General features: G+C 46.4%; 15 protein-coding genes. 13 read left to right on the forward strand and 2 right to left on the reverse strand.

Annotation, left to right across the window (positions count from 1 at the left end; translation table 11 throughout):
- Positions 1–89 precede the first annotated feature (89 nt).
- The gene (locus A8709_RS11365; protein WP_065852459.1) at positions 90–1625 is read left to right on the forward strand and encodes an ADP-ribosylglycohydrolase family protein; all 1536 of its coding nucleotides are present in this window, start codon (positions 90–92) and stop codon (positions 1623–1625) included.
- Here A8709_RS11365 and A8709_RS11370 read toward each other — a convergent pair.
- The gene (locus tag A8709_RS11370) at positions 1622–2533 is read right to left on the reverse strand and encodes a helix-turn-helix domain-containing protein (RefSeq protein ID WP_065852460.1); all 912 of its coding nucleotides are present in this window, start codon (positions 2531–2533) and stop codon (positions 1622–1624) included. The genes A8709_RS11365 and A8709_RS11370 overlap by 4 nt on opposite strands.
- Positions 2534–2713: 180 nt before the next feature.
- On the opposite strand from A8709_RS11370, the gene A8709_RS11375 reads away from it, so the two are divergent.
- The 6 genes from A8709_RS11375 (at position 2714) to A8709_RS11400 (ending at position 10534) form a co-directional block, all read left to right on the forward strand.
- The gene (locus A8709_RS11375; RefSeq protein ID WP_065852461.1) at positions 2714–4462 is read left to right on the forward strand and encodes a sensor histidine kinase; all 1749 of its coding nucleotides are present in this window, start codon (positions 2714–2716) and stop codon (positions 4460–4462) included.
- A 3-nt stretch (positions 4463–4465) separates the two neighbouring features.
- Positions 4466–6028: a response regulator transcription factor gene (locus A8709_RS11380; protein WP_065852462.1), complete on the forward strand. Its 1563-nt coding sequence runs from the start codon at positions 4466–4468 to the stop codon at positions 6026–6028.
- Positions 6029–6122: 94 nt separating this feature from the next.
- Positions 6123–7457 carry an ABC transporter substrate-binding protein gene (locus A8709_RS11385; protein ID WP_065852463.1) on the forward strand — a complete coding sequence of 445 codons (1335 nt, stop codon included), beginning with the start codon at positions 6123–6125 and terminating at the stop codon, positions 7455–7457.
- A gap of 262 nt (positions 7458–7719) precedes the next feature.
- On the forward strand, positions 7720–8622 hold the full coding sequence (locus tag A8709_RS11390; RefSeq protein WP_065852464.1) for a carbohydrate ABC transporter permease: 903 nt from the start codon (positions 7720–7722) through the stop codon (positions 8620–8622).
- A 67-nt stretch (positions 8623–8689) separates the two neighbouring features.
- Positions 8690–9466, forward strand: a complete 777-nt coding sequence (locus A8709_RS11395) for a carbohydrate ABC transporter permease (protein WP_425262320.1) — start codon at positions 8690–8692, stop codon at positions 9464–9466.
- Between the two features lie 24 nt (positions 9467–9490).
- Complete coding sequence (locus A8709_RS11400; RefSeq protein ID WP_065852466.1) at positions 9491–10534, forward strand: glycoside hydrolase family 88/105 protein; 1044 nt, start codon at positions 9491–9493, stop codon at positions 10532–10534.
- 528 nt (positions 10535–11062) lie between these two features.
- Here the strand turns inward: A8709_RS11400 and A8709_RS11405 are convergent.
- Positions 11063–13051, reverse strand: coding sequence for a beta-galactosidase (locus tag A8709_RS11405; RefSeq protein ID WP_065852467.1), 1989 nt, complete (start codon positions 13049–13051; stop codon positions 11063–11065).
- 252 nt (positions 13052–13303) lie between these two features.
- Here A8709_RS11405 and A8709_RS11410 point away from each other — a divergent pair, with 252 nt between their 5' ends.
- The 6 genes from A8709_RS11410 to A8709_RS11435 all read left to right on the forward strand — a co-directional run bounded on the left by A8709_RS11410 (position 13304) and on the right by A8709_RS11435 (position 23323).
- Positions 13304–14275, forward strand: a complete 972-nt coding sequence (locus A8709_RS11410) for an ABC transporter permease (protein ID WP_065852468.1) — start codon at positions 13304–13306, stop codon at positions 14273–14275.
- Between the two features lie 35 nt (positions 14276–14310).
- Entirely contained in the window at positions 14311–15195 is an 885-nt protein-coding gene (locus A8709_RS11415) for a carbohydrate ABC transporter permease (protein WP_065852469.1), read from the forward strand.
- Positions 15196–15242: 47 nt separating this feature from the next.
- Entirely contained in the window at positions 15243–16829 is a 1587-nt protein-coding gene (locus A8709_RS11420) for an extracellular solute-binding protein (protein WP_065852470.1), read from the forward strand.
- A 168-nt stretch (positions 16830–16997) separates the two neighbouring features.
- Positions 16998–19340 carry an AraC family transcriptional regulator gene (locus A8709_RS11425; protein WP_065852471.1) on the forward strand — a complete coding sequence of 781 codons (2343 nt, stop codon included), beginning with the start codon at positions 16998–17000 and terminating at the stop codon, positions 19338–19340.
- 130 nt (positions 19341–19470) lie between these two features.
- Positions 19471–22071, forward strand: coding sequence for an exo-rhamnogalacturonan lyase family protein (locus A8709_RS11430; RefSeq protein ID WP_065852658.1), 2601 nt, complete (start codon positions 19471–19473; stop codon positions 22069–22071).
- Positions 22055–23323, forward strand: coding sequence for an FG-GAP-like repeat-containing protein (locus tag A8709_RS11435; RefSeq protein WP_065852472.1), 1269 nt, complete (start codon positions 22055–22057; stop codon positions 23321–23323). The genes A8709_RS11430 and A8709_RS11435 overlap by 17 nt, the downstream gene beginning before the upstream one ends.
- Positions 23324–23327 lie beyond the last annotated feature (4 nt).

A 23327-nucleotide genomic window follows, 5' to 3' on the forward strand; every position in this document is an offset into this window, starting at 1 on the left:
ACTCTAAATCGTATATGTTAGCGTTACCATTGCCCTTGATATACTCAGATTAGCAAGTGAGAAAGCTATTTTGGGAGGCAGGGTTCACGATGAAATTAAGTTTAAACGCATACAGATCGAAGCTGATGGGCTGTTGGATTGGGAAAAATGTAGGTGGCACACTAGGAGCGCCATTCGAGTGCAAACGCGGGGTGTTTGATGTTGATTTCTACACGCAAGAATTGAATGGGGAACCGTTGCCCAATGATGACTTGGATTTGCAGCTGGTCTGGTTGAATGCAGCGGAGAAATTTGGCCGCAATGTGAATGCTCAAATTTTAAGCGAATATTGGTTGTCGTATATCGTACCGAATTGGGGCGAGTATGGAGCGGGTAAAAATAACATGCGCCAAGGCATTGTCCCTCCGTTATCGGGGTATGTGAACAATGTGTACCGCGATAGTAATGGCGCTTACATTCGCTCCGAAATTTGGGCTTGCTTGGCACCGGGTAACCCGGATATTGCAGTCAAATATGCCTATGAAGATGCTATCGTTGATCATAGTCATGAGGGCGTGTACGCGGAAGTTTTCTTCGCAGCTATCCAGAGCTCAGCTTTCGTCGAGAGTAATCGCGATACGTTAATTGATATTGGTTTGTCTTACATTCCCGCAGATTCCGGCGTAGCCAAGGGAGTTGCTTCCGTCAGAGAAGCACACGCCAAAGGTTTATCTTGGCAAGAAGCGCGTATTCAAGTCTTGAACGACGTCCCCGGAAGCTTCGGTATTCTCGCGATGCGTCCAGAGGATTTACCGACGGATGTCCCGGTTGGTAAGATGGGGTACGATGCGCCTAGCAACGTGGGGATAACGATCCTTGGCTGGCTTTATGGAGAGGGCGATTTCGGCGAAAGTATCTGTATTGCCAACAACTGTGGCGAAGATACCGACTGCACGGCCGCTACGATTGGCTCGATTATGGGAATAATTGGCGGAGCAGAAAGCATTCCAACCAAATGGACAGATCCAATCGGGGATTCGATCAAAACGCTGTGCTTGAATCTTGGGGATCAAGGCTTACGTATTCCCAAAACAGTAACGGAGCTTACAGATCGCATCATCCGTTTGACTCCTTCGTTCCTAGGCAGCCAACTGTGTGACGTTGTCACCGCAGCTGATGGCTATACGATCGAAGTCAAGGAGCAGAAGCAATTGTTTAGCCAACCGCAGCAAATCAATGCTTGGACGAAGCGCAGCTTCGCGGATAAGCTCAGCCAAAGCCCATTTCAGGTCGCTTACGATTTCGTTATTTTCTCCACGATTGTCGACTATACAGAGGCCCCTTTTATTCAAGAAGGTACACCCAAAACGATCAAGTTGATTATCGATAATCAGCTGTTCATGCAGCAATGGCTGCAAATCAAATGGCATTTGCCAATAGGCTGGACGATTTCGCCAGGACCGCAAGTGGGTGCTTCCTTGGAACAGTATCACTGTCATGTCGGGCGTACAGAGTTGTCATTTACACTTATACCGAACGGATTGCAGGAAGCTCGTTACGATCTCATCGCTGAAATCACTTCGCAAGGACGTCCAACGAAGGGACTCATTCCACTTGTGTTTATCAATGGCGTAGCAAGCAGCTAGTCTAACTGATTAGACGATGGTTGCATAATAGCATCACGATATTGCTGGGGGCTGATGCCTTCCAGCTTTTTGAATATTCGGGAGAAATAGAAGGGGTCCTGGAAACCTACGATATCCGCGATATCTCGTATGATACTAGTCGAGCTGGTTAGCAGGTGCTTGGCTTTTTGGATTTGCAATTGATGCACATAGGAGCCAATGGGCATCCCGGCATATTTTTTGAATATTTGGGATAAATAATCGTAATGATGGTGAAGTGCACTTTCGAGCTCTTTGCTGGAAGGATTAGATGTATAGGTTTCGTCCAGTAGATTCACGATTCTTCGATACAGCAGAAAGGTGGAAGACACTTCGTTCTGTACCTGCTTCTGATCTACTAAATCTTGCGCAAGCCGCTCAAGAATTTGCCCTAAAAGCAAAGAGGTGCGGTATCGGAAGTAGCCTTTAGGTTTGTTAAATTGTTGATGTATGTTCTCGAAAATGCCCAGCATCTCGTAGCGATTGAAAGGCTTACCGCGACGAGGTAATAGCAGAAAGTCTGTAAGACTTTCGGATGTGGCCGTTCGCAAATCCTGTGTCGCTGTTGGTGCAGCTGGGAGGCGGGAATCGGCCTCTTCAGTATGCATGCGCAAACCCGGATCAGCAGCGAACTGAACCCAATAAAAGCCGCTTTGCGCTGCAATCGGTTTCCAGCCGCCGTGCTGTTCCCACGGCATCAGCAAGAACGTTTCCCCACTTTGGAGTTCAAGGTGATCCTCACCTACCTGGAGATAAATCGGCCCCTCAGTCACCATAATTAACTCGAAAAAAGGGTTAGATTTCTCGCGTCCAAAGTCATCATTACCTCGTAATTCAGAGATCCATTTCACGTCTAAACGGGAGAGTCGCGAGAATAGTAAATAGTCCATGAAGCACCTTCAATCCCTATGAAATAAAGCTTTCTTTGCTTCAATTAGTATACCATAATTTGCTGCATAGAAAGATTTTGAGTCGGGATGTGGCCCTGCAGGAATTTTATTTGACCGTTGACCATTATCCCGCTCAGTGCCATAATCGACTTACTAAATGACGTAGGGAGTCAGCCAACCATGGGGTTACGTTCTATGATCGATACGTATCGACATATGAGAATCAAAAACAAGTTATCCATTTTGATTACGTTGATTATCGCGCTTTCGTTGACTTTCACAATCATTACACAGCAGTATGTGTTCTCCATTTACGACGGACAAATCTATGAGAAATCGTCGAGTGTTCTCAATCTGTCGTCTACAGCTATCGAAACAGAGCTTAAACGCTTACAGCAATTGTCATATAGGATTATGTCCGAGGAACAGGTGCAAGATTGGCTGACCTCACTCAAAAAAAATCCGTCAGATTATGACAGACTGATCATTAGTCAATATTTGATTGACCGTCTGATTAGTTATTCCGGAGAAGAGCCCTATCTGTATTCGATACAAATTATGGATGCGTCGGGGAACGACCATGAAGGCGGCAACATTCTCAAGATGGATGAGGATCGGAAAAAGCAAGTTAAGGCCGTTGCCGCAGATGGCATGGGAGAAAATCGTTGGATTTATCCTGACAGTAAGGATCCAGCTTTGATCATTACACGAGAAATCCGATCGTTTCATAAAACGAATTTTGATTTGGACTATTTAGGTACATTGGTAATTCGCATTAATATTGATAAAATCGTGCGTGATATCGCTCCGGAAGAGGGAGACGTGATGATTGTATCGGATGGAAGCGTCATCTTCCCGCGAGAACCTTCCTTCGATTGGAGCCGGATTGCGAAGCCGAAAGATGCTGTTAAAGGGTATGAAATCCAGCAGATTGATGATAAAGAATATTTCATCGCACAGATTCAATCGCATAATACGGGTTGGACCTATTTGAATATTACGCCGTTTAATCAAATTTTTGACCGCATCGTGTTTATTAAAGAAATGGTTGTTTTCGTCTTTATTGCGATATTTGCTGTGGTTATCCTACTTGGGATTCGGTTCTCGATAGGCTTAACGCGTCCGATTGACGAATTGATGATTCGGATGAAGCTCGCGGAGAAGGGGAACTTCGAAGAAGCCAATCTCTTTCCTTCTGGTGGACAAGTTGCCATGAATGAAATAGGCCTACTACAACGAAGCTTCCGTTTTATGATTGAACGGATTAATACGCTAATTCAGGAGAATTACGCGAATCGCCTCCTCCTGAAAGAAACAGAATTTAAGGCGCTGCAGTCGCAGATTAATCCGCATTTTCTTTACAATACGTTGGAATCGATTAATTGGATGGCTAAGGTGAACAAACAAGCCAAAATTTCCGAGATGGTGGAAGCGCTCGCGTATTTACTTCGTCATTCTGTCGACTTGAAAGAGCCGATCATTCCACTGAGTGAAGAGATTGACATCGTTCGCAGCTATGTAACGATTCAGAAAATTCGCTTTGAAGAGCGTTTAGTATTCAAACTGGATGTGCCTGATGAACTGATGGGGCGCTCTATTCCGAAGTTGACGCTGCAGCCGTTGATGGAGAATGCGATTCATTATGCTTTGGAGTCGACGATTGAGCCCTGCGAAATTTCGATTCGAGGCTGGAGTACAGAGGAAGGCATCTTTCTAGCAGTTGAAGATACGGGTCCTGGTATTCCAAGAGGAATTATCGAGAGATTACGCAGTGGCGAAGTGACAACCAAAGGCAAGGGCATTGGACTCTTAAACATCGATGATCGGATTAAACTCGCCTTTGGCGAAACGTATGGGATCCGAGTGGATGAAACCGTGGAACACGGTGCCCGTGTCATTCTTATTTTGCCTAAAGGATTGGAGGAATAATGGATGTATAAAGTATTATTGGTTGACGACGAACGCATTATTTTGGACGGGATTTCCCGAATGGTCGACTGGCAGTCTATGCAAACCGAGCTGATTGGCACTGCGCGAAACGGTGTGGAGGCCTTTGATTTTATACAGAAACAAACGCCTGATATCATTATCAGTGATATTCGGATGCCAGGCATGGATGGCTTAGAGTTAGTTGCGCGGGTACATGATGCCTATCCACACATTCGAATTGTGCTGCTATCCGGCTTTGGCGAGTTTGATTATGCGAGCAAAGCGATGCAATACGGTGTGAAGCATTATTTACTCAAGCCGACCAATGAAGGGAAAATTGGCGAAGCGCTGCAGGAGATTGTCGCGGAGCTGGAACAAGAAACGAGTAAGGAATCGTTCGTTCTGAACATGAAGGCTGAGCTGGAGAAGGTCATGCCCCATGTGAAAGAGCAGTTCCTGAAGGAATTCGTAACGAATAAAACCTATGGTCATTGGGACTGGGACTATTTTCGGAGCTTATTTAAGCTCGATTTTGACTATCAGATTCGATTGCTCTTATTCCAGTTGGAAGAAGGTTTTGAGTTTGAGCAGTTATTTGCCATTAAGAATATTGCTCAGGAAATTTTAGAGAGCCCTCTTCTGAGTACGACAATTGGGAATCATGTCTTGATGCTGCTGGAGGAACCTGAGCATATCGATCAACTGCAAGAGAAGATTTACCATATACGGGACACTTTCCACATGTATTACAAAATGGATGCGACGATCGCGTTAAGCGAGTCGGGTCATATTACGAAGGCTAGGCAGCTCTATAAGGAATCCTTGAGCTTATTGAATTACCGCTTCTATTTGGGTGAAGGCAGTCTAATCACACGCAAAGATACGGCTGTCTCCCAATCGGTTCCGACCAAAGAGATTGGCTGGGACGAGGAACGGCTGAACATGTCGGTACGTTCGGGCCATCGGGAGGAAGCGGAGGCAGCTTTACATGATTTCATCTGTGGATTGAAGGAAGCGCAGCTGGATATCGATGTGACCAAGTCGTATGTCATTCAGCAGTTCGTATCACTTGTACGCATTTGTGCCCCGGAAGAAATGAATGCTTATTTCGCGCAAATTCCAACGATTGTGGAGATGAACACACTCCAAGCTATCCAATCTTTTATGGGGAATATTGTAACGAGCATGACGGAACGATTCTATGGCATGAATAAAGTGAAGATCAGCGGAATCGTTCAGAAGGTTATTGACGTCATTAATGATCAAATGGGGAACACGGAGCTTAGCTTGAACTGGGTAGCCCATGAAATGCTTTATATGAATGCGGACTATCTGGGGAAACTCTTCAAGAAAGAAACAGGTGAAAAGTTTTCGAATTATGTCATGAAAGCTAGGATTACAAGAGCGACTGAATTAATTGCAGCAGATGCGGATATCAAAATTTTTGAGCTCGCAGAGCGACTTGGCTTTGGAGATAACCCGCAATATTTTAGCCAAGTATTTAAAAAATATCGGGGTTCGACACCTTCTGAGTACATGAAATCGACAGAGACCTCTGCATTTTAAACAATTAGGACTGTATTTTGGATTAACCTTTCCTCCTTTCAGCGAGATAATACGAATAGAAAGAAAACGATTACAATTTGGGGAGGAAATACAGATGAAAAAAGTCATGTTTACTGTAATCTCGGCTGCCTTATTACTAGCAGGTTGCGGATCCAATGGATCAAGCAGCTCCACGAGCAGTCCAAGTACGGGTGCGAGCCCAGCAGCAAGTGCAGCAGCGACAGCAAGTGCCAAAGCAGATCCAGTTACTCTTCGTGTTTCATGGTGGGGAGGACAAGCGCGTCATGATTACACACTTAAATTGATTGAATTGTACCAACAGAAGCATCCAAATGTGAAAATTGAGTCGGAATATGCGGCTTTTGATGATTATTGGAAAAAGCTTGCTCCACAAGCTGCTGCGAATGGATTGCCTGATGTCTTCCAAATGGACGTTTCCTACTTGACGCAATATGGAACTAGAGGACAGTTGGAAGATTTAACACCGTATACAACGAGTGGTCTGTTGAACGTGAAAGATATTGCAGAAAACAGCCTTTCTGGCGGTAAAGTGGATGGTAAATTGGTTGCTATGAACGCAGGCTCCAATGCACTGGGTGCTACTGTCGATACACAGATGTTGAAAGACAATGGAATTACGTTAAAAGATGATTGGACGTTTGGTGACTTGGACGCAATCGGCGCGACGCTGAAAGCTAAAGGCAAACTGCTTGCTGGCGATCTTCGTCATGACGTATACTTCCCTTTCTATTTGAGAAGCGTTGGTCAAAAGCTATATGCTACTGATGGTACGCAACTTGGCTACTCGGATGATAAAGCGTTCGTAGACTACTACACGATGTACAAAAAATGGTATGATTCCGGTTACTTGCTACCGCTAGATAAGTTGGCACAGAAAAAAGGATTGGCCGAAGATGATGAAATGGTGCTAGGCAATGCGGCTGCTACATTTGCTTGGTCCAATCAGTTCATTGGCTTTAATACAGCTGCGAAACGCACGCTCGATATCATGAAAACGCCAAGCTGGAGTCAAAACAAAGCGTTGTTCTTGAAACCAAGTATGTTCTGGTCTGTCTCCAAAAGCTCCAAAAACAAAGAAGAAGCAGCAAAATTCATCGACTTCTTGATTAATGATATCGATGCAAACAAAATCATCATGGGTGAGCGCGGCGTGCCAGTTTCCTCCAAGGTGAAAGAAGCTTTGATGCCGTTATTGTCTCCTGAGCAAAAGAAAGTATTTGAATACGTCGCTTGGGCGGAGAAAAATGCTTCCCCAATGGATCCGCCAAGTCCAATTGGCTCCGTTGAAGTTGAGAAGCTGTTGAAGGATACAGCTGAACAAATTATGTACAAAAAATTGACAGTTGAAGAGGGCGCAGCGAAATTCCGTAAGGATGCGAACGCAATCTTGGCTAAAAACAAAAAATAAGCTTGTTCTGAAAGCCTCCGCATTCTTGTGCGGGGGCTTTCTTCATTTGAAAAAGCCGCGTCCCACGCGGCTTACATAAGATAGGAATTGTCCTGCATCGCTTCTGTGATGTCGCCGTAACCGTTTACTTTCAGTCTGATATTTATACAAACACAACGGTTTTTTGCCTTCTGGCTGAGTTTCAACTCTTTTATAATAAAGATAGAGAAGAGAGGAAGCGAGGCTTCCACTCCATTAAATCGAGGTTAGGGGTTGATCACCAATGAACAAGCTGCGTTATAACGACAACCTGGTGGGGTACGTATTTGCTTCCCCTTTCATTCTGGGATTTCTCATTTTTACGCTGTATCCCATCATTTCTTCACTCTTTTATTCGTTTACGGATTACAACTTGTTTGATGCACCGAATTTTATAGGCTTTGACAACTATCACAAAATGTTTACGGCTGACGACAAGTATTGGAAGTCCGTTAGTGTAACTTTTACGTACGTTTTCGCTAGCGTGCCATTGCGACTCGCTTTCGCCTTGATGGTAGCGATCCTGCTGAATAAAGCGATTTCAGGTATCGGCATTTACCGCTCCGCGTTTTACTTGCCTTCCTTGATTGGGGGCAGCGTGGCAGTCTCCATCATGTGGACGCAAGTATTTGGAGATAAAGGCTTGCTGAATTCCGCACTAGGTGTGATCGGTATTCATACGGATACCTCCTGGATCGGGAACCCATCGACGGCCTTATGGACACTCATTGCTTTGTCAGTCTGGCAGTTCGGTTCTTCCATGCTCATCTTCCTTGCAGGTCTCAAAAACATTCCAGCTTCTTATTATGAAGCGGCTAGCGTGGACGGCGCGAATAAAGTTCGCCAGTTTTTCAAAATTACCCTCCCGCTGCTCAGCCCGATTATCCTATTCAACCTGATTATGCAAACGATTTCTGCATTCATGACCTTCACGCCAGCCTACATCATTTCACGCGGCGAAGGCGGACCGTTAGACAATACATTGCTTTATTCTTTGTACTTATACCGCAGAGCCTTCCAATTCTACGAAATGGGTTATGCGTCCGCGATGGCGTGGGTCATGCTGATCCTAGTCGGTATCATTGCACTTGTGATTTTCCAAACCTCGAAATATTGGGTTTACTACGAAAACAAAGGGGAGAAATAACATGGCATTTTCCTACAACTACAAACGCTTTGGCTATCATCTCCTTTTAGTCCTATTGTCACTCGTGATGATGTATCCCATCATTTGGCTGCTGGCAAGCTCATTGAAGCCAAATGACGAAATTTTCTCAACCGCCTACAGCTTGATTCCGAGCCGTATTGCTTGGGAGAACTTTCAATCGGGCTGGAGAGGCTTTGCAGGCAATTCATTCGGCCGCTTCTTCCTGAACTCATTCTATATCGTGATCCTGTCTACGATCGGCGCGGTGGCAAGTTCTGCACTCGTTGCTTATGCTTTTGGACGTATTCCATTTTTTGGAAGAAACTTCTGGTTTGGCTGTATGATGCTAACCATGATGCTTCCGCATGACGTTACCATCATTCCACAATACGTACTATTCTCGAAGTTAGCATGGATTGGCTCTTTTAAACCAATTATCGTACCGCAGTTCTTTGCGATTCCCTTCTTTATCTTCTTGATTATGCAGTTCATTCGGACGATTCCCATTGAGCTTGATGAAGCTGCTAAAATGGACGGATGCAGTAAATATAGTATCTTTTTCCGAATTTTGGTGCCACTTATCGTTCCGGCACTCATCACATCAACGATCTTTTCCTTCTACTGGCGATGGGAAGATTTTATTAACCCGCTGCTTTACTTAAATAAACCGAGCCTGTACCCTGTGTCTTTGGCCTTGAAGCTTTTCTTAGACGGAGAGTCCGTGAACAACTGGGGCGGCATGTTCGCAATGGCATCTGCGTCTCTTGTACCGATTATTGCGGTGTTCTTCATTTTCCAACGGTACATTGTTGAAGGGATTAGCACTAGCGGTTTGAAAGGATAGAAGATGAAAGGGGAACTTATAGACATGCCGAAATTAGTTTTTGATGACAATGAGATCAAATCAGTGATTGACCAGGTGGTAGATCGCACCTTTCGGATGGACTTTGGATGGGATTGGCCAGGTGGCGTTGCGTTCTATGGCGTTTGTGAAGCGTACGCGGCGACAGGAGATGAGTCGTATTTAACTAGGCTGAAGGCTTGGGTGGACGAAAATATGGAGGATGGCTTACCGAAGCTTTCCGTTAATGCGGTATCTATCGGACATTCCCTTCTGACCCTGTATGAAGTGACGAAAGAGGAGAAATATCTCGACACAGTCAAGGAAATGGCTGAGTTCCTGACTTCAGAAGCGGAGCGATTCGGCAATGATATTCTCCAGCATACGGTGAATTCAGAGACTTATAATTTCCCTGAGCAAGCGTGGGTTGATACGATGTTCATGGCCGGTTACTTCCTACTTCGTGTAGGTACATTGCTAAATCGTGAAGATTATTTCGAGGATGGATTGAAGCAATATCACGGACATGAGAATGTCCTGCAGGATGCTAAAACCAACCTGTATTATCATGGCTGGGATAACATTGCACAGAATAATATGTCGTCCATCTTCTGGGCGCGCGGTAACTCCTGGGCAGCATTAACGATGGCGCGTGCGCTCCATCTGGTGCCCGTGACGCATCCGTCATTCATGATCATCGATGGCTCGCTGCGTGATCAACTGAGCTCACTCGTCCGTTTACAGGATGAATCCGGCTTGTGGCACACGATCGTGGATGATGAGACGGCTCCGCTCGAAACGTCAGGCTCATCGGGTATCGCGACAGCGCTGTTAACCCGCGGCAGGCTGTACAACAAGTACACGCAGAAGTCGATCGACGGTATTTTGGCACGCATCACTGAGGATGGAACCGTAACGGGTGTGTCTGCAGGTACAGCCGTGATGAAGAATGCCGAAGGCTACAAAGGCGTGCCTGATAAACGTATTCAAGGTTGGGGACAAGGCTTAACCTTGACGTTCCTTGCAGAGGTGCTTCTTTCGAGGAAGAATAGCTTCGGGAACGGGTGTTGAGTTAGATGAAAACCTCCAGTTTCATTTCGGCTTTCTGTGACTTTCACAGGGAATGGCCGAACATGTGACTGGAGTTTTTTTTGTTTCGCGATTACTATGGGAAAACGAAGAGGACGTCCCGTAAGTAGCACTTACTACTTCTATAGTAACTATATTCTTTTGACCAATAAGCACCCGCAGTGGTCTTATCCTACGAATAATTACAAGATCTGAAGCGATAGGCACGCTAGGAATGCTTATCATGCGAGTATGCGCTCAAAATGGCACCTCATGGGACCATTACGCACTCGCCGTGGGCTTATCGCATGAATAATCACGACTACTAAGGCAATAAGCCCACTAGGATTACCTATTCAGCAAGTACTCGCTTAAACGGGGCTGTCTCTAAAGGTCTAATAAGACCTAAGCGATAGCTTTGTTTTGTTTTAAAATAGCCAGAAACAAAGGGGCTAATCAAATTTTGCCCCGATCGCAATTCTGTTTGGCTTTTGGGACACCCCTTTGGTTATCTAGAGCTGAGCGCAGCACTTATCGATGAAACTGGATTACTTTATGCTCATAGCGGCCAATTTCAAGTCGACCGGCACGGTAAATCGCTCTTGTATTCGGATCGAAACCATCCTGTGGCAGGGTTACGCTGCCGCCTGCGCCGTCCATGTTAACGACGACCCAGATGTCGCAATCAGCACCATGTCTTGGTGCGACAATCGTTCCGATAGTCACGTCGGTGCGAAGGGAAACGCCTGCAGCGTCCGCATAGTGCACGATGAGACGGTTCAACATCTCCTCGCCCTCATCACCTGCTGGCATGGAACCGAGCATGACGATCTTCCCTTTGCCGTGACTCTTCTCGGTCAGGAAAGCCAATCCTGGCGTTAGTCCCGAGGTCACAGTGCCAACGGCAACGGCTTCTTTCGGTTCGAAAACGGAGCTCCAGAGCGAGAGCGGGGCGGCGATGTCAAAAGCGCTGCCGATGGAGTTGCTGCCATCCATAGGGAACGTGTAGACAGTTTCCACACCGGCTAATTGCTCTAAATCACCGAGCGCTGCCTTCGTATGCATCGTGTGTTCTTCTGTACGCCCGCCAGAGAGTGGGCCTACCACCCACACGCCGCCTACGGCGACGAATGCCGCAGCACGCTGAATCAAATCAGCGGAGATATAAGGGAGAAATGGCGTGAACAGCAGTTTGTAGCCAGTCAGATCTCCACCTTCTGGGACCACATCCCGGTGAATGCCTGTGTTTAGGATCCGCTCATAGAAATCGGTCGTGAGGCCGCGATGATTCAGCCCTTGGTGCGGTTCCGTTTTCAGGAACGCTTTGGACACATCGGAATACGTCATGGCCACTTCGGCTTGCGTAGGCCGTGTAGCTAAGATCGTCGCTTCGATTTCTTGTCTCGCCTGCTCGACTTCCAGCACGTTCGGGAAGCCAACGGTAGGCTTGCCCCACGTGGAGATGACGGAGCCATGAGGCTGCTCGCAGCCTGCCCGCTGTTGCCTCCAAAGCCAGTAACAAAATGCTTCTGCACCAAGTGCATAAGCGGCAACAGCTTCAGCTTTGAGATAGCCATTGGGATGAGGCTTCGCATAACTTGCAAGGGAAGCCGCATGGGATGGGCTCGTTTCCATGATCCAATAATCGCGTCCACTTTTGAAATTACGCCAAAGATCGTTATTTAATAAATAATTCGCTGGATTATCATACGTCGCGTACGTATCGAAGGAGGCAAAATCCAGCTCGCGGAACAGCCGCTCGTTATCCACACTAAAGGCAACACTGCTATTATGCGTAATGGGCGCATCGGAGAATCGTCGAATGATGGCTGCTTGCTCGTCCGAAAACTGTGCGATTTTCTCCATCGAGAATCGTTGGTACATCGTGCTGAGAGACGAATTATGCAAGAACGGCGCAGGACCTGGCTGCGGGACTTGCTCGAAGCTATGGTAATATTCGCTCCATATTTGCGTGCCCCAAGCTTCATTCAGCTTCTGGGTGGTTTCATATCTCGCTTCCAGCCATTGATGCCACTGCGTGAGACAGGTTGCACACATACATTCGGATACATGTGCTTTAAATTCATTATCAATCTGCCAACCGATCACGCCTGGTAAGCGGCCATTTGCTCGTGCAATATGCTCCGTGATGAGGGCAGCTTTCTCGCGAAAATAGGGGTGATTCGTACAAGCGTGTTGACGTGAGCCGTGGCCCATAACTTGCCTCTGATCATTCACATACATCCGCTCAGGATGCCCATGCGTGAACCAAATCGGCGGTGTAGGTGTCGGCGTACACATAACGGTTTCGATGCCATTTTCATGCAGAAGATTCACCATTTTAACAAAAAATCCAAGATCAATTTTACCCTCAGTGGGTTCCATATTGGACCAAGCGAATTCGCCAATTCGCACGACATTTATGCCAGCTTGTTTCATTAACGCGATATCTTGCTCAATGACAGAGGCATCCCAAAGCTCTGGATACCAGGCTGCGCCGTGATACAACTTATTTCCCATTTTCATCATCCATCCTCTGTGTCTGAAAGTTAGTTTCTACTATAAATGCTATTCCAGTCAGGGGCAATAACACATTCTTGCTGGAAATATTAGGGCATTTGAATTGTTTTGAAGGGTTTGCACTTTCTTGAGCGATGATGAATTTAAGAAATTGGAAGGGCTTACAAGAATGTCTGATTGGCGGTAAATGCCAGTCGAGACATAATAGGGCTACAACGCGAACAAGGCGATCAACAGATGGAGGTGAAGAGAATGAAGCAAGAGGCTGCTTCTAGCGACATAGGGATCGTTCAAGCTTCAGATGTAAAAGTACATCGTAGAACGCAGATGTGTAGCAGGTTGCGCAAGGATAAATGGATCTACGTGCTGATGATGCCGGGCTTGTTGTATTTCATTATTTTCAAGTATGTACCCATGTGGGGTGTGCTGCTTGCCTTTAAGAACTATCAGCCCTTTCTTGGATTTTGGAAGAGCGATTGGGTTGGCTTGGAGCATTTTCGTGTATTTTTTCAAAATCCGGAGTTCTTTATGCTGCTCCGTAATACGCTGTTGCTCTCATTCTACAATTTGGTCTTCTACTTCCCGGCACCGATTGTACTGGCCTTACTTCTGAATGAGATAAAAGTAAATCTCTACAAAAGAACGATTCAAACCTTGATTTATGTGCCGCATTTTATCTCTTTAGTCATCGTTGCTAGCTTGACTTATGTTTTCCTAACAACACAAGGCGGGCTCGTAAATGAACTATTACAGAAATATGTTGGACATAAAATTGATTTTCTCGCTAGTCCGAGCTGGTTCCGGCCGATGATCATCCTTCAAACGATGTGGAAGGAATGCGGTTTTGGAACAATTATTTTTCTGGCAGCGTTAGCTGGCGTAGATGTAGAACAGTATGAAGCAGCCATCACGGATGGAGCCAATCGCTGGAGACAGCTGTGGCATATTACACTGCCTTCGATTCGAAGCACCATCGTCATCCTGCTCATCTTACGGATGGGGGATGTGCTGGATAATGGATTTGAACAAATATTTCTTATGTTAAATCCGCTGAACCGGGATGTGGCAGAAGTATTCGATACCTATGTCTACATGATGGGGATCACACAGGGAGCATTTAGTTACAGTACAGCTGTCGGCTTGTTCAAAGCGGTTATTGGCGTCATCTTGGTCCTAGGCGCAAACTGGACAGCCAAACGTTTTGGTCAATCAGGCATTTACTAGGATCCGATTACTATGGAGTAAAGGAGGAGAGGGTTTTGGCCAAACAATATAAGAGTGTTTCTGGAACCATCTTCGATGTGAGTAATTATGTTGTACTTGGCGTCATTGGCATCGTTGCCATATTACCGTTTCTCTATGTCATTGCCGGGTCATTTGCATCGGATGCAGAGTTAACGAGGCGAGCGGTTTTTCTCATTCCGGAGACGTTTACCTTATCGGCCTACCGTTTTATATTCTCCACGGATACGATTATGCAAAGTATCGGGGTATCCCTCTATGTCATGATCGTAGGTACCTTTGTGAATCTGTTTTTCACAGTCACCATGGCTTATGCCTTATCCAAGCGGAGTTTGATGGGGCGGAATACTGTCTTGAATTTGATCATTTTCTCTATGCTGTTTGGCGGTGGATTAATTCCGACCTATCTGGTCATTCGCGAACTGCATATGTTGGACACTTATTGGGCTTTGATGATTCCTGGTGCAATTAGCGCCTTTAACCTCATTATTGTCAAAAACTTTTTCCAAGAGCTCCCCCCGGAGCTAGAGGAAGCAGCGAAAATCGATGGATGTACAGAGCTTGGTCTACTCTGGCGAATCGTACTGCCGTTATCTATGCCAGTGCTGGCAACCTTTACGTTATTTTATGCCGTCGGACATTGGAACAATTTCTTCTCGGCCTTGCTATACATCAATGACCCTGCAAAATGGCCTCTGCAAGTATTGCTTAGACAAATCGTTTTATTATCACAGGCAGCAGCAGGAGATATCAATTCCATGGATCCCAATTTTGTGCAACCGCCCGAACAATCTATTAAGATGGCCGTTATCGTCGTAGGCACCATCCCAATCCTGCTTGTCTATCCGTTCCTGCAAAAACATTTTGCCAAAGGGGTCTTGATCGGTTCGGTCAAGGGGTAACGGATTACGATAGAGGCAAGTCCATATCCTAGAGGAGGCATGATTAGATGAAAAATAATGCGAAAAAATGGGTTTCCGTAGCAACTGTAGGCACAGCAGTTATGACGACCATCGTTGGATGCAGCAGTGACAAAGAGGGCTCAGCGACACCGGCAGCATCTATTTCTCCAACACAAGCGGCTGCACAGACCAAGGCGCCAGAGAATCTTGCTCCACTTGATCTCAGCATTATGCTTCCGATCTTCAAGACGAATTTCCCGAAAGATGATGGGCCCGTTACGACCGAAATTGAGAAAAAAACGAATACGAATATTCATCTGGAGTGGGTGCCTAACGCGTCGTACACGGATAAATTTAATATTACATTGGCTTCAGGGAAGCTGCCACAGATCATCTATGTTGGTGATGTAAAGAACCCAAGTTTCGTAAATGCGGCTAAATCGGGTGCGTTCTGGGAAGTTGGAAAATACTTGAAAGATTACCCGAATCTCAGTAAATCCAATCAAGTCATCATGAACAATTCGTCCATTGAGGGGAAAAACTATGGCATTTATCGCGGCCGTGCTTTGGGTCGAAATGGGATCAACTATCGGAAAGACTGGCTAGAAGCTGTTGGTATGCAGCCGCCCAAAACGATTGATGATTTCTACGCGATGCTCAAAGCATTTAAAGAGAAAGATCCCGATAAAAATGGCAAGGATGACACATATGGTATGGTTTTGGTCAAATGGACGGGGCAATGGGCAAGCGGCTTCGATACCATTAAGCTCTGGTTCGGGGCGCCAAATAAATGGGGTATCGTAGATGGGAAGCTTGTACCTGAGCATCAAACTGCAGAATATTTGGAAGCGCTTAAATTCATGAAAAAGCTGTATGATGAGAAGCTGATCAATCAAGATTTTGCGGTATTTGATTCAGCGAAGTGGAACGATCCTATCGTCAATAATCAAGCAGGGGTCATTGTAGACGTAACGGATACAGCGACACGTATTGATGATCGCATACATGCGGCGCTTGCCAAAGAGGGCAAAGATAATCCTAACATTCATTATGTAGATAATATGATTGGTGTCACTGGCAAAAATGGCCTGAAAGCATTACCGACCTCCGGATTTGCAGGTATCCTCGCCATTTCCAAATCCAGCGTGAAGACGGAGGATGAGCTCAAGCGTGTTTTGAAATTTTTGGATCAAATGAATGAGCCTGATCTTCAAACATTAGCTGGATACGGCATTGAAGGCAAGCATTACACCAAGGAAGGTGATGCGCTCGTGCCAAGTAAAGATACAGCGCTTCTCGAGTCCGAAGTGGAAGGCTTAAACCAAATGCTGCCGTTCATCCCAGAGGATCGCGGCCTGAAGGTGAAGCAAACACCGCTTCGTTTGCAAACGACACAGATCCAGAAGGATGCGGAGCAGTACATCGTAGCCAATCCAGCTGAGCCGTTCATCTCCTCGGTTTACTCGCAAAAAGGTCAGCAGTTGGATAACATCATTAACGATGCACGCATTAAATTCATCGTCGGCCAAAGTGACGAAGCCGCTTTGAAGGCAGCGTTTGAGACGTGGAAGAAATCCGGTGGCGATGATCTAGTGAAAGAAATGAATGAGTTGTATGCTGCAGCAAAGAAATAAGGTGGAAGCCGTGTCTGGGGACACGGCTTTTTTTGAACGCACAACGCCAAAAAGTCGGAAAATTAATACAAATCCACTGGAAATTCTCTTCCACCTTCTCGCTAATCGTTATACGCTTTAAGGTAAAGTCTACGCTCCAAACTAAACTTTCGAACGGTTGGTGAGTGCATGTTACGAGCAGTAAGAGAAGGACTTGCCAGACGACTTGGCAAGACAATCGGTGGACAAGGACGCTTCTTTAGAAAGAGTTTAATCACCATTTTCATCGTATCGGGAATTCCAGGTCTACTGATGGGTGCACTGGTTTACTGGATAGCAGGCGGGCGTGTAGAAAGTGAACTGCTGCAGCTGCACTATAGGCAAATCGAGCAACGGTCACAGAACATCGATGATCAATTGGGCAATCTGGAATTATTGCTTTCACACTGGGCATTTGATAACAAATTTGACTATAGCTTAAATGGCTTTGATTTTGTTCGAAATTTTGAACGCACGCAAGATATTACGAGAACCTTAGTTGCGATGCAGGGCTCTAATGCGATGGTGAAGCGAGCGGAGCTATACATAGGTGGGAATAGTTCGGTGTTATTCACGCCTGAATACATGAAACTTGATGAACGAAATATGCCGATCAATCGTTATGAACCGCTCATCCATGGGCAAAATACGACCTACTGGACGCAATGGTCCTTTGATCCTGCACATCCGGAGAACAAAGATTTAACGCTTGTCCATCACATTCCCGGGGGAAGTTTGAACCCGTTTGGCGTCTTAGTTTTTCGTTTTGATAGTCAAAAGGTGGCCAATATGCTCAATACGTTGACACCGTATGACGAGGGAGAGACGTTCTTGATTCAAGATACAGGTGAACTGTTCGTTTCAGCGAATGGCAACACGGCGTCATCCCCTTTTGTACAGGCGCTTCGTGACAAAATAGCCTTAGAATCCTCCAAGAAAGGCTCCTTCTTCATGGATTGGAAGGGCTCTACCTATACGGTTTCTTATGGCAGCTTAACCCGAATAGCGGAAGATTGGACGTTCGTGTCCGCTTCCCCCATTTCGAATATTACTTCGCCGGTTGTTTTTATCTCGAAATTAATTATTACCGTTAGTCTCATCGCTTTATTGCTCGCAGGCTTGCTCGCCTGGTTAGCTTCGCGCCGTATTTATGTGCCTGTTAAACGGTTAGTCACGATGCTTGGAGGGAATACGACGGCTCATGAGCTGAAAGATGAATTTTCGTTACTAGAGTCGCAATGGATGCATATGCATAACGAGAGTTTGGCGCTGAATTCGAAACTGACCGAGCAGATGCCACACTTAAAAGACAGCTTTTTACATCAGCTTTTACAGGGATATTTGAATGCGTATTCAGAGGATGATTTACTGACCAGAATGGAGCGTTTTAAGTGGGAAGTGAAGAATAAGCAATTCGTTATTCTCTATGTCCAATTAATTGGGATAACGAGCGTAGAAGGAAACTTTCGGCTTGGAGAAGAAGGGCTCGTGACCTTCGCGGCTGTGAATATGATGGAAGAGTTGGCTTCGCAATATTTTGAACAGAGTAACGTCCTTAATTTCCATGACCTGACAGCGGGTATTCTGCTAATTTGTCCAGAGGGACAGTCACTTACAGAATCCTGTCAATCCTTTAGCGATGAATTAAAACTGTCGATTAACCGGATTTTAAAAATGAGAATGACTTTAGCGATTAGTCGACCCGTTCTTCGCGTTTCAGAAATTCCCATGGCTTTCGAGCGCGCGAAGCAAGCAGTAAGCTTTCGCTATTTCGATCATGTGAATCAGATAATAGATTTGGAGCAGGACAACTTCGCAGGAGATGAGGATATGGAACTACAATACCCATTTACCCAGGAACGGGAGCTAATTCAAGCTTTACGGACCGGAAAAGAAGGGGAAGCGAGCGAGCTGCTCGTGGCATTCTTAGAGGTTTTAACCTGTAAAGGAGCCAAAGAAATCGAGGTACAACAAGGGATGCTGCATTTATTAGGCAATGTTCAGCATGCGATTATGGTATCTGGGATTAATCCCAACCGGCTTTTTAAGGGAGCGAACTTATATGAGCAACTTTCTCAGATACGGGAATCTTCGAGAATCTTGGCTTGGTTTCAGGAAAAAGTGCTGAGACCCTTTATGAAGGAGCTATCAGGCCGGTCCGATGCACAAGTGAAACGTATTATTGAGCAGGCGATGATTTACTTACAAATCAATTATAGGCAGGATATCTCGTTAGATAACTGCGCTGAGCATACAGGGACGAATCCTTTTTTCCTGAGCAGGTCCTTTAAGCTGGTGACGGGTAAAAACTTTATCGACTATTTGACCGAGCTTCGCATGGATAAGGCCAAAGAGCTGCTCAGGGACTCAGAAATGCGTATCAACGATGTGGCCGATCAGGTGGGCTATCAGCATACGTATTTTAATCGGATCTTCAAAAAGCAGGAGGGCATGACGCCAACTCGCTATCGAGAACTCAGTCGATCTTCATAAACAACAATGTACAAGGTAAACAAAATAGTGCAAACGGTTCGATCACTGCTAGACAATAATGTCCGCTTGTTGGCAAGAAATCATCTTTCTACAATGAGGCTACATGTGAAAAGGAGATGATCGCTTGGTTATGAATTCGACTATTAAGCTGCGCTGGTTGCATGAAGAGGCAACTAGACCTGTCGGTATGACGTGGGGGATCCCATGGCGAGAAGGTGAGCTGAGTCGTGACGAATCACTTCAATTGAAATCCGTGAACGGACTTTCGACAGTGCCTATGCAAAGCTGGCCAACGGCTTTCTGGCCGGATGGCAGTGTGAAATGGTCGGCCCATGCAGCAGCAGTTCATCCTGGCGAACACACAGGCTTTGTGGTTGGAAAAGGAGAGAGGACCGATGCCATTCAACGCGTTCTGGTAACCGAAACAGCTGAGACCATTATTCTCGATACCGGGATTATGATCTGCACGCTAGGAAAGCAAGGCGATCAATGGCTTCGCAGTATCGTCCGTGATGGCATTGAAATATGCAGCGGTGGTGAGCTGATCTGCTTGCGGGAAGCGCAAAGCGTTGTATCCGGTGTGCGGACGAGTCGCGAAGAGACCTTCGAAAGCCGCATAATGCGGGCTGAAATTGAACAGGATGGACCGATTCGAGCTGTCGTGAAGCTGGACGGGAGACTTCGTTCAACAACAGGTTCAAGGGAGTGGCTTCCTTTTACGCTACGACTCTATGCGTATGCCGGTCTGGAGACAATTAAACTTGTGCATACGTTTTATTATGATGGCAATCCCCATGAGGATGTCATCAAAGGGTTAGGAATCCGTTTCGGTGTACCCATGCGTGGCGCTCACTATAATCGGCATATTCGCTTTGCAGGTGATCGAGGAGCTTTCAGTGAATCGCCCAAAACGCTGCATACTCGTCGCACGAAAGGTAAGTATAAGGAGCTATTTGAACGTCAGACATTGGGGGAAATGACTGATTTCGATCCCGCAGAGGATAGCTATTTTCTCGGATTGCTGGATGATTCAGCAACGTGGGGCAGTTTCAAACTCGTGCAAGATTCGTCCGAGCATTATCGGATTTGGAAGCGGACGAAGGCGGGATGCAGCTGGGTGAAAGTAACGGACGGAGCACGGGCTGGTGGTCTCGGATATGTGGGCAGTGAAGGCGGCGGCTTAGCTGTGGGGTTACGCAACTTCTGGGAAAAGCATCCATCCGGTTATGAGGTGCACGGTACAGATGAATCGAACGCTGCGTTCACCATCTGGATGTGGTCCCCTGAAGGAACGCCAATGGATTTACGGCATTATGATACAGAAACACACGTTGAGTCTTCGTATGAAGGGGCTGAAGAACTTCGCGCAACTCCGTATGGGATCGCCAATACGAGTGAATTGTTGCTTTACTGCACGCGAGAAACGCCAGACCCAGAGTTATTTGCGCATATGCAGGAAGAGACGCAAAAACCATTCCTGCTCGTCTGCGAGCCTTCATATTATCACGAATCGGGGGCTTTCGGCTATTGGAGCCTGCCGGATCGAAGCAGCACGGTAAAGGCGCAGTTGGAGAATAGGCTCGATGGAATCATTTCATTTTACCAAGGAGAAGTCGAGCAACGGAAATGGTATGGATTCTGGGATTATGGTGATTTCATGCATAGCTACGATCCGGTAAGGCATGTTTGGAATTATGATTTAGGCGGATGTGCATGGCAAAATACGGAATTAGCTCCGAATATGTGGCTTTGGATCATGTTTTTGCGGACGGGGCGAGGTGACATCTTCCGTATGGCTGAAGCAATGACTCGGCATACCAGTGAAGTAGATCTATACCATTTCGGCGAGTACGCAGGACTGGGTTCAAGGCACAATGTTGTCCATTGGGGTTGCGGCTGTAAGGAAGCCCGAATTGGGATGGCGGGTCTGCATCGATACTTCTATTATTTAACCGCAGATGAGCGAATCGGGGATGTCATGGACGAAGTGCGTGATTCCGATTATACAACCGTGAATCTGGATCCGATGCGCGCGTATTTCCCGAAGGATGAGCATTCGACACATATTCGTGTAGGGCCGGATTGGGCAGCTTTCAGCTCGAATTGGATGACCCGGTGGGAGCGTTATGAGGACACAAAGTATCGGGATAAGATTCTTGTTGGCATCGATTGTATCAAAGAGGCTAATTATCGGCTTATTTCAGGGCCAACCTATGGTTACGATCCTAAAACTGGCCTATTGACGCCTCTAGGCGACGATAATTGGGGACGACATTTGGCAATCTGTATGGGTGGACCACAGGTCTGGTTCGAGCTTGCTGGCATGTTGAAGGATCCAGAATGGGAAGACATGATGGCCGATCTTGGCGTGTATTATAACCAAACACAGGAAGAAAAAGATAAGATGACCCATGGTCAAATATCTACCAAACATTTTGAACATCCTGTGCTCAGTGCCGCGATAACGGCATATGGCGCGTACTACAAGCAGGATGATGAGACGGCTCGGATGTGTTGGTCGATTTTGTTAGGAAGCGCATTTGCAAAGGTTGATCTGCAGGAGAAGGTGTCCAATGTTACTCATGTAGATACATTACGTGAAATTGATTGGATGAACACAAATGAGGCCGCACAATGGTCTTTGAACACGATCATCGCGTTGGAACTCATATCGGAGTGGCTTCCTGAATCGGTGAATGAAGGAGGAGAAAACAATGCGGAAAGCGATTAAAGAACCATTTCTAATAGGTAAAATTGATATTCAAGAGGCCGGACCCCGCTGTAAAATGCTCCTAGGTGATCTTAACGGAGATGGTCGTATGGAGATAGTATTGGTACAGCCTGACAATCGGAAAGATGTTCGTTACATACCACATCAGGTGCAGTGCCTAACGGCCTTTGATTTGGAAGGGAGGCTGCTGTGGCAGACAGGCAAGCCGGATCCTGAAGCAGGGAGTCCTGGCTCGGATTATCCAGCTCAAATCGCTGACATTGACGGGGATGGATTTCTCGAGGTGCTATGCGTCATGGATGGTCGCTTTCTCATTCTGAATGGGCAAAATGGGGAAGTGAAGGCCTCACATGAGTTGCCGAACGCGCAAGCGCATGACTGTATTATCGTTGCTAATTTAACCGGTGGTGCTTATGCCAGCGATGTGATTCTGAAAGATCGCTATCACAGGCTGTGGGCATTGGACCGCGATTTTAATTTATTATGGACGTATGAGGGGAATCCAGGGCATTTTCCCTGGGTAACCGATTTAGATGGCGATGGAAAGGATGAAGTCATGGCTGGTTATGATTTGTTGGATCACGACGGACGTAAGTTATGGAGCTGTCATGATTTAGATGACCATGCGGACTGCATCTGGGTTGGCGACGTGAATGGGGACGGGGAACCGGAGCTTGTAATTGGCGGCAGTGTGACGGTCATGTACGATCGCTGGGGCAAAGAACTTTGGCGCTACGAAGGTTCTATTGAGTCACAGCATATCGCTCTAGGCAAGTTCTGCAGCGATTCACCTGGCTTGCAAATAGCGGGTCTAGATCGCCTTGTTCGAGAAGATGATGGCAAGGGATTGAAAGGGAAGGACGCGCTGTTCCTATTAAATGGGGAAGGGCGGGAGATTTGGAAAGAAGATCGCCAAACCGACGGTTGGCTGACCATTATTGAGCCTCTGCGAGGTTGGGAGGCAGGGGGGCTGGATTTGATTTTGGCGTACCGAAGAGGGGGAGACGTGTGGCCTTCCTTGTACGACGGTGAGATGAACACTGTTGTCGAGTTTCCACTACATGGCTATGCGGTGCATGCCGATATGACGGGGAGCGGGACGGAACAAGTCATCATCTATAATGATGAGAGGGCTGCCATTTATGCGAGTCACGCTTTTGATGTGAAAGCATGTGTATCAGGCCAGCCATTGCCACAGCCGAAACGCTTGTCTAGTTCGACTTTATATCCTGGCGGAGAGATTCCGCTATAAGAAG

Origin of the sequence: Paenibacillus pectinilyticus, assembly GCF_001700435.1 — a bacterium.
GTDB classification, from domain to species: Bacteria; Bacillota; Bacilli; order Paenibacillales; family NBRC-103111; genus Paenibacillus_E; species Paenibacillus_E pectinilyticus.

Coding starts and splice junctions, on each gene's coding strand:
- A8709_RS11365 (WP_065852459.1), top strand. CDS start 90: ATGAAATTAAGTTTAAACGCATACAGATCGAAGCTGATGGGCTGTTGG.
- A8709_RS11370 (WP_065852460.1), bottom strand. CDS start 2,533: ATGGACTATTTACTATTCTCGCGACTCTCCCGTTTAGACGTGAAATGG.
- A8709_RS11375 (WP_065852461.1), top strand. CDS start 2,714: ATGGGGTTACGTTCTATGATCGATACGTATCGACATATGAGAATCAAA.
- A8709_RS11380 (WP_065852462.1), top strand. CDS start 4,466: ATGTATAAAGTATTATTGGTTGACGACGAACGCATTATTTTGGACGGG.
- A8709_RS11385 (WP_065852463.1), top strand. CDS start 6,123: ATGAAAAAAGTCATGTTTACTGTAATCTCGGCTGCCTTATTACTAGCA.
- A8709_RS11390 (WP_065852464.1), top strand. CDS start 7,720: ATGAACAAGCTGCGTTATAACGACAACCTGGTGGGGTACGTATTTGCT.
- A8709_RS11395 (WP_425262320.1), top strand. CDS start 8,690: ATGATGTATCCCATCATTTGGCTGCTGGCAAGCTCATTGAAGCCAAAT.
- A8709_RS11400 (WP_065852466.1), top strand. CDS start 9,491: ATGCCGAAATTAGTTTTTGATGACAATGAGATCAAATCAGTGATTGAC.
- A8709_RS11405 (WP_065852467.1), bottom strand. CDS start 13,051: ATGGGAAATAAGTTGTATCACGGCGCAGCCTGGTATCCAGAGCTTTGG.
- A8709_RS11410 (WP_065852468.1), top strand. CDS start 13,304: ATGAAGCAAGAGGCTGCTTCTAGCGACATAGGGATCGTTCAAGCTTCA.
- A8709_RS11420 (WP_065852470.1), top strand. CDS start 15,243: ATGAAAAATAATGCGAAAAAATGGGTTTCCGTAGCAACTGTAGGCACA.
- A8709_RS11425 (WP_065852471.1), top strand. CDS start 16,998: ATGTTACGAGCAGTAAGAGAAGGACTTGCCAGACGACTTGGCAAGACA.
- A8709_RS11430 (WP_065852658.1), top strand. CDS start 19,471: ATGAATTCGACTATTAAGCTGCGCTGGTTGCATGAAGAGGCAACTAGA.
- A8709_RS11435 (WP_065852472.1), top strand. CDS start 22,055: ATGCGGAAAGCGATTAAAGAACCATTTCTAATAGGTAAAATTGATATT.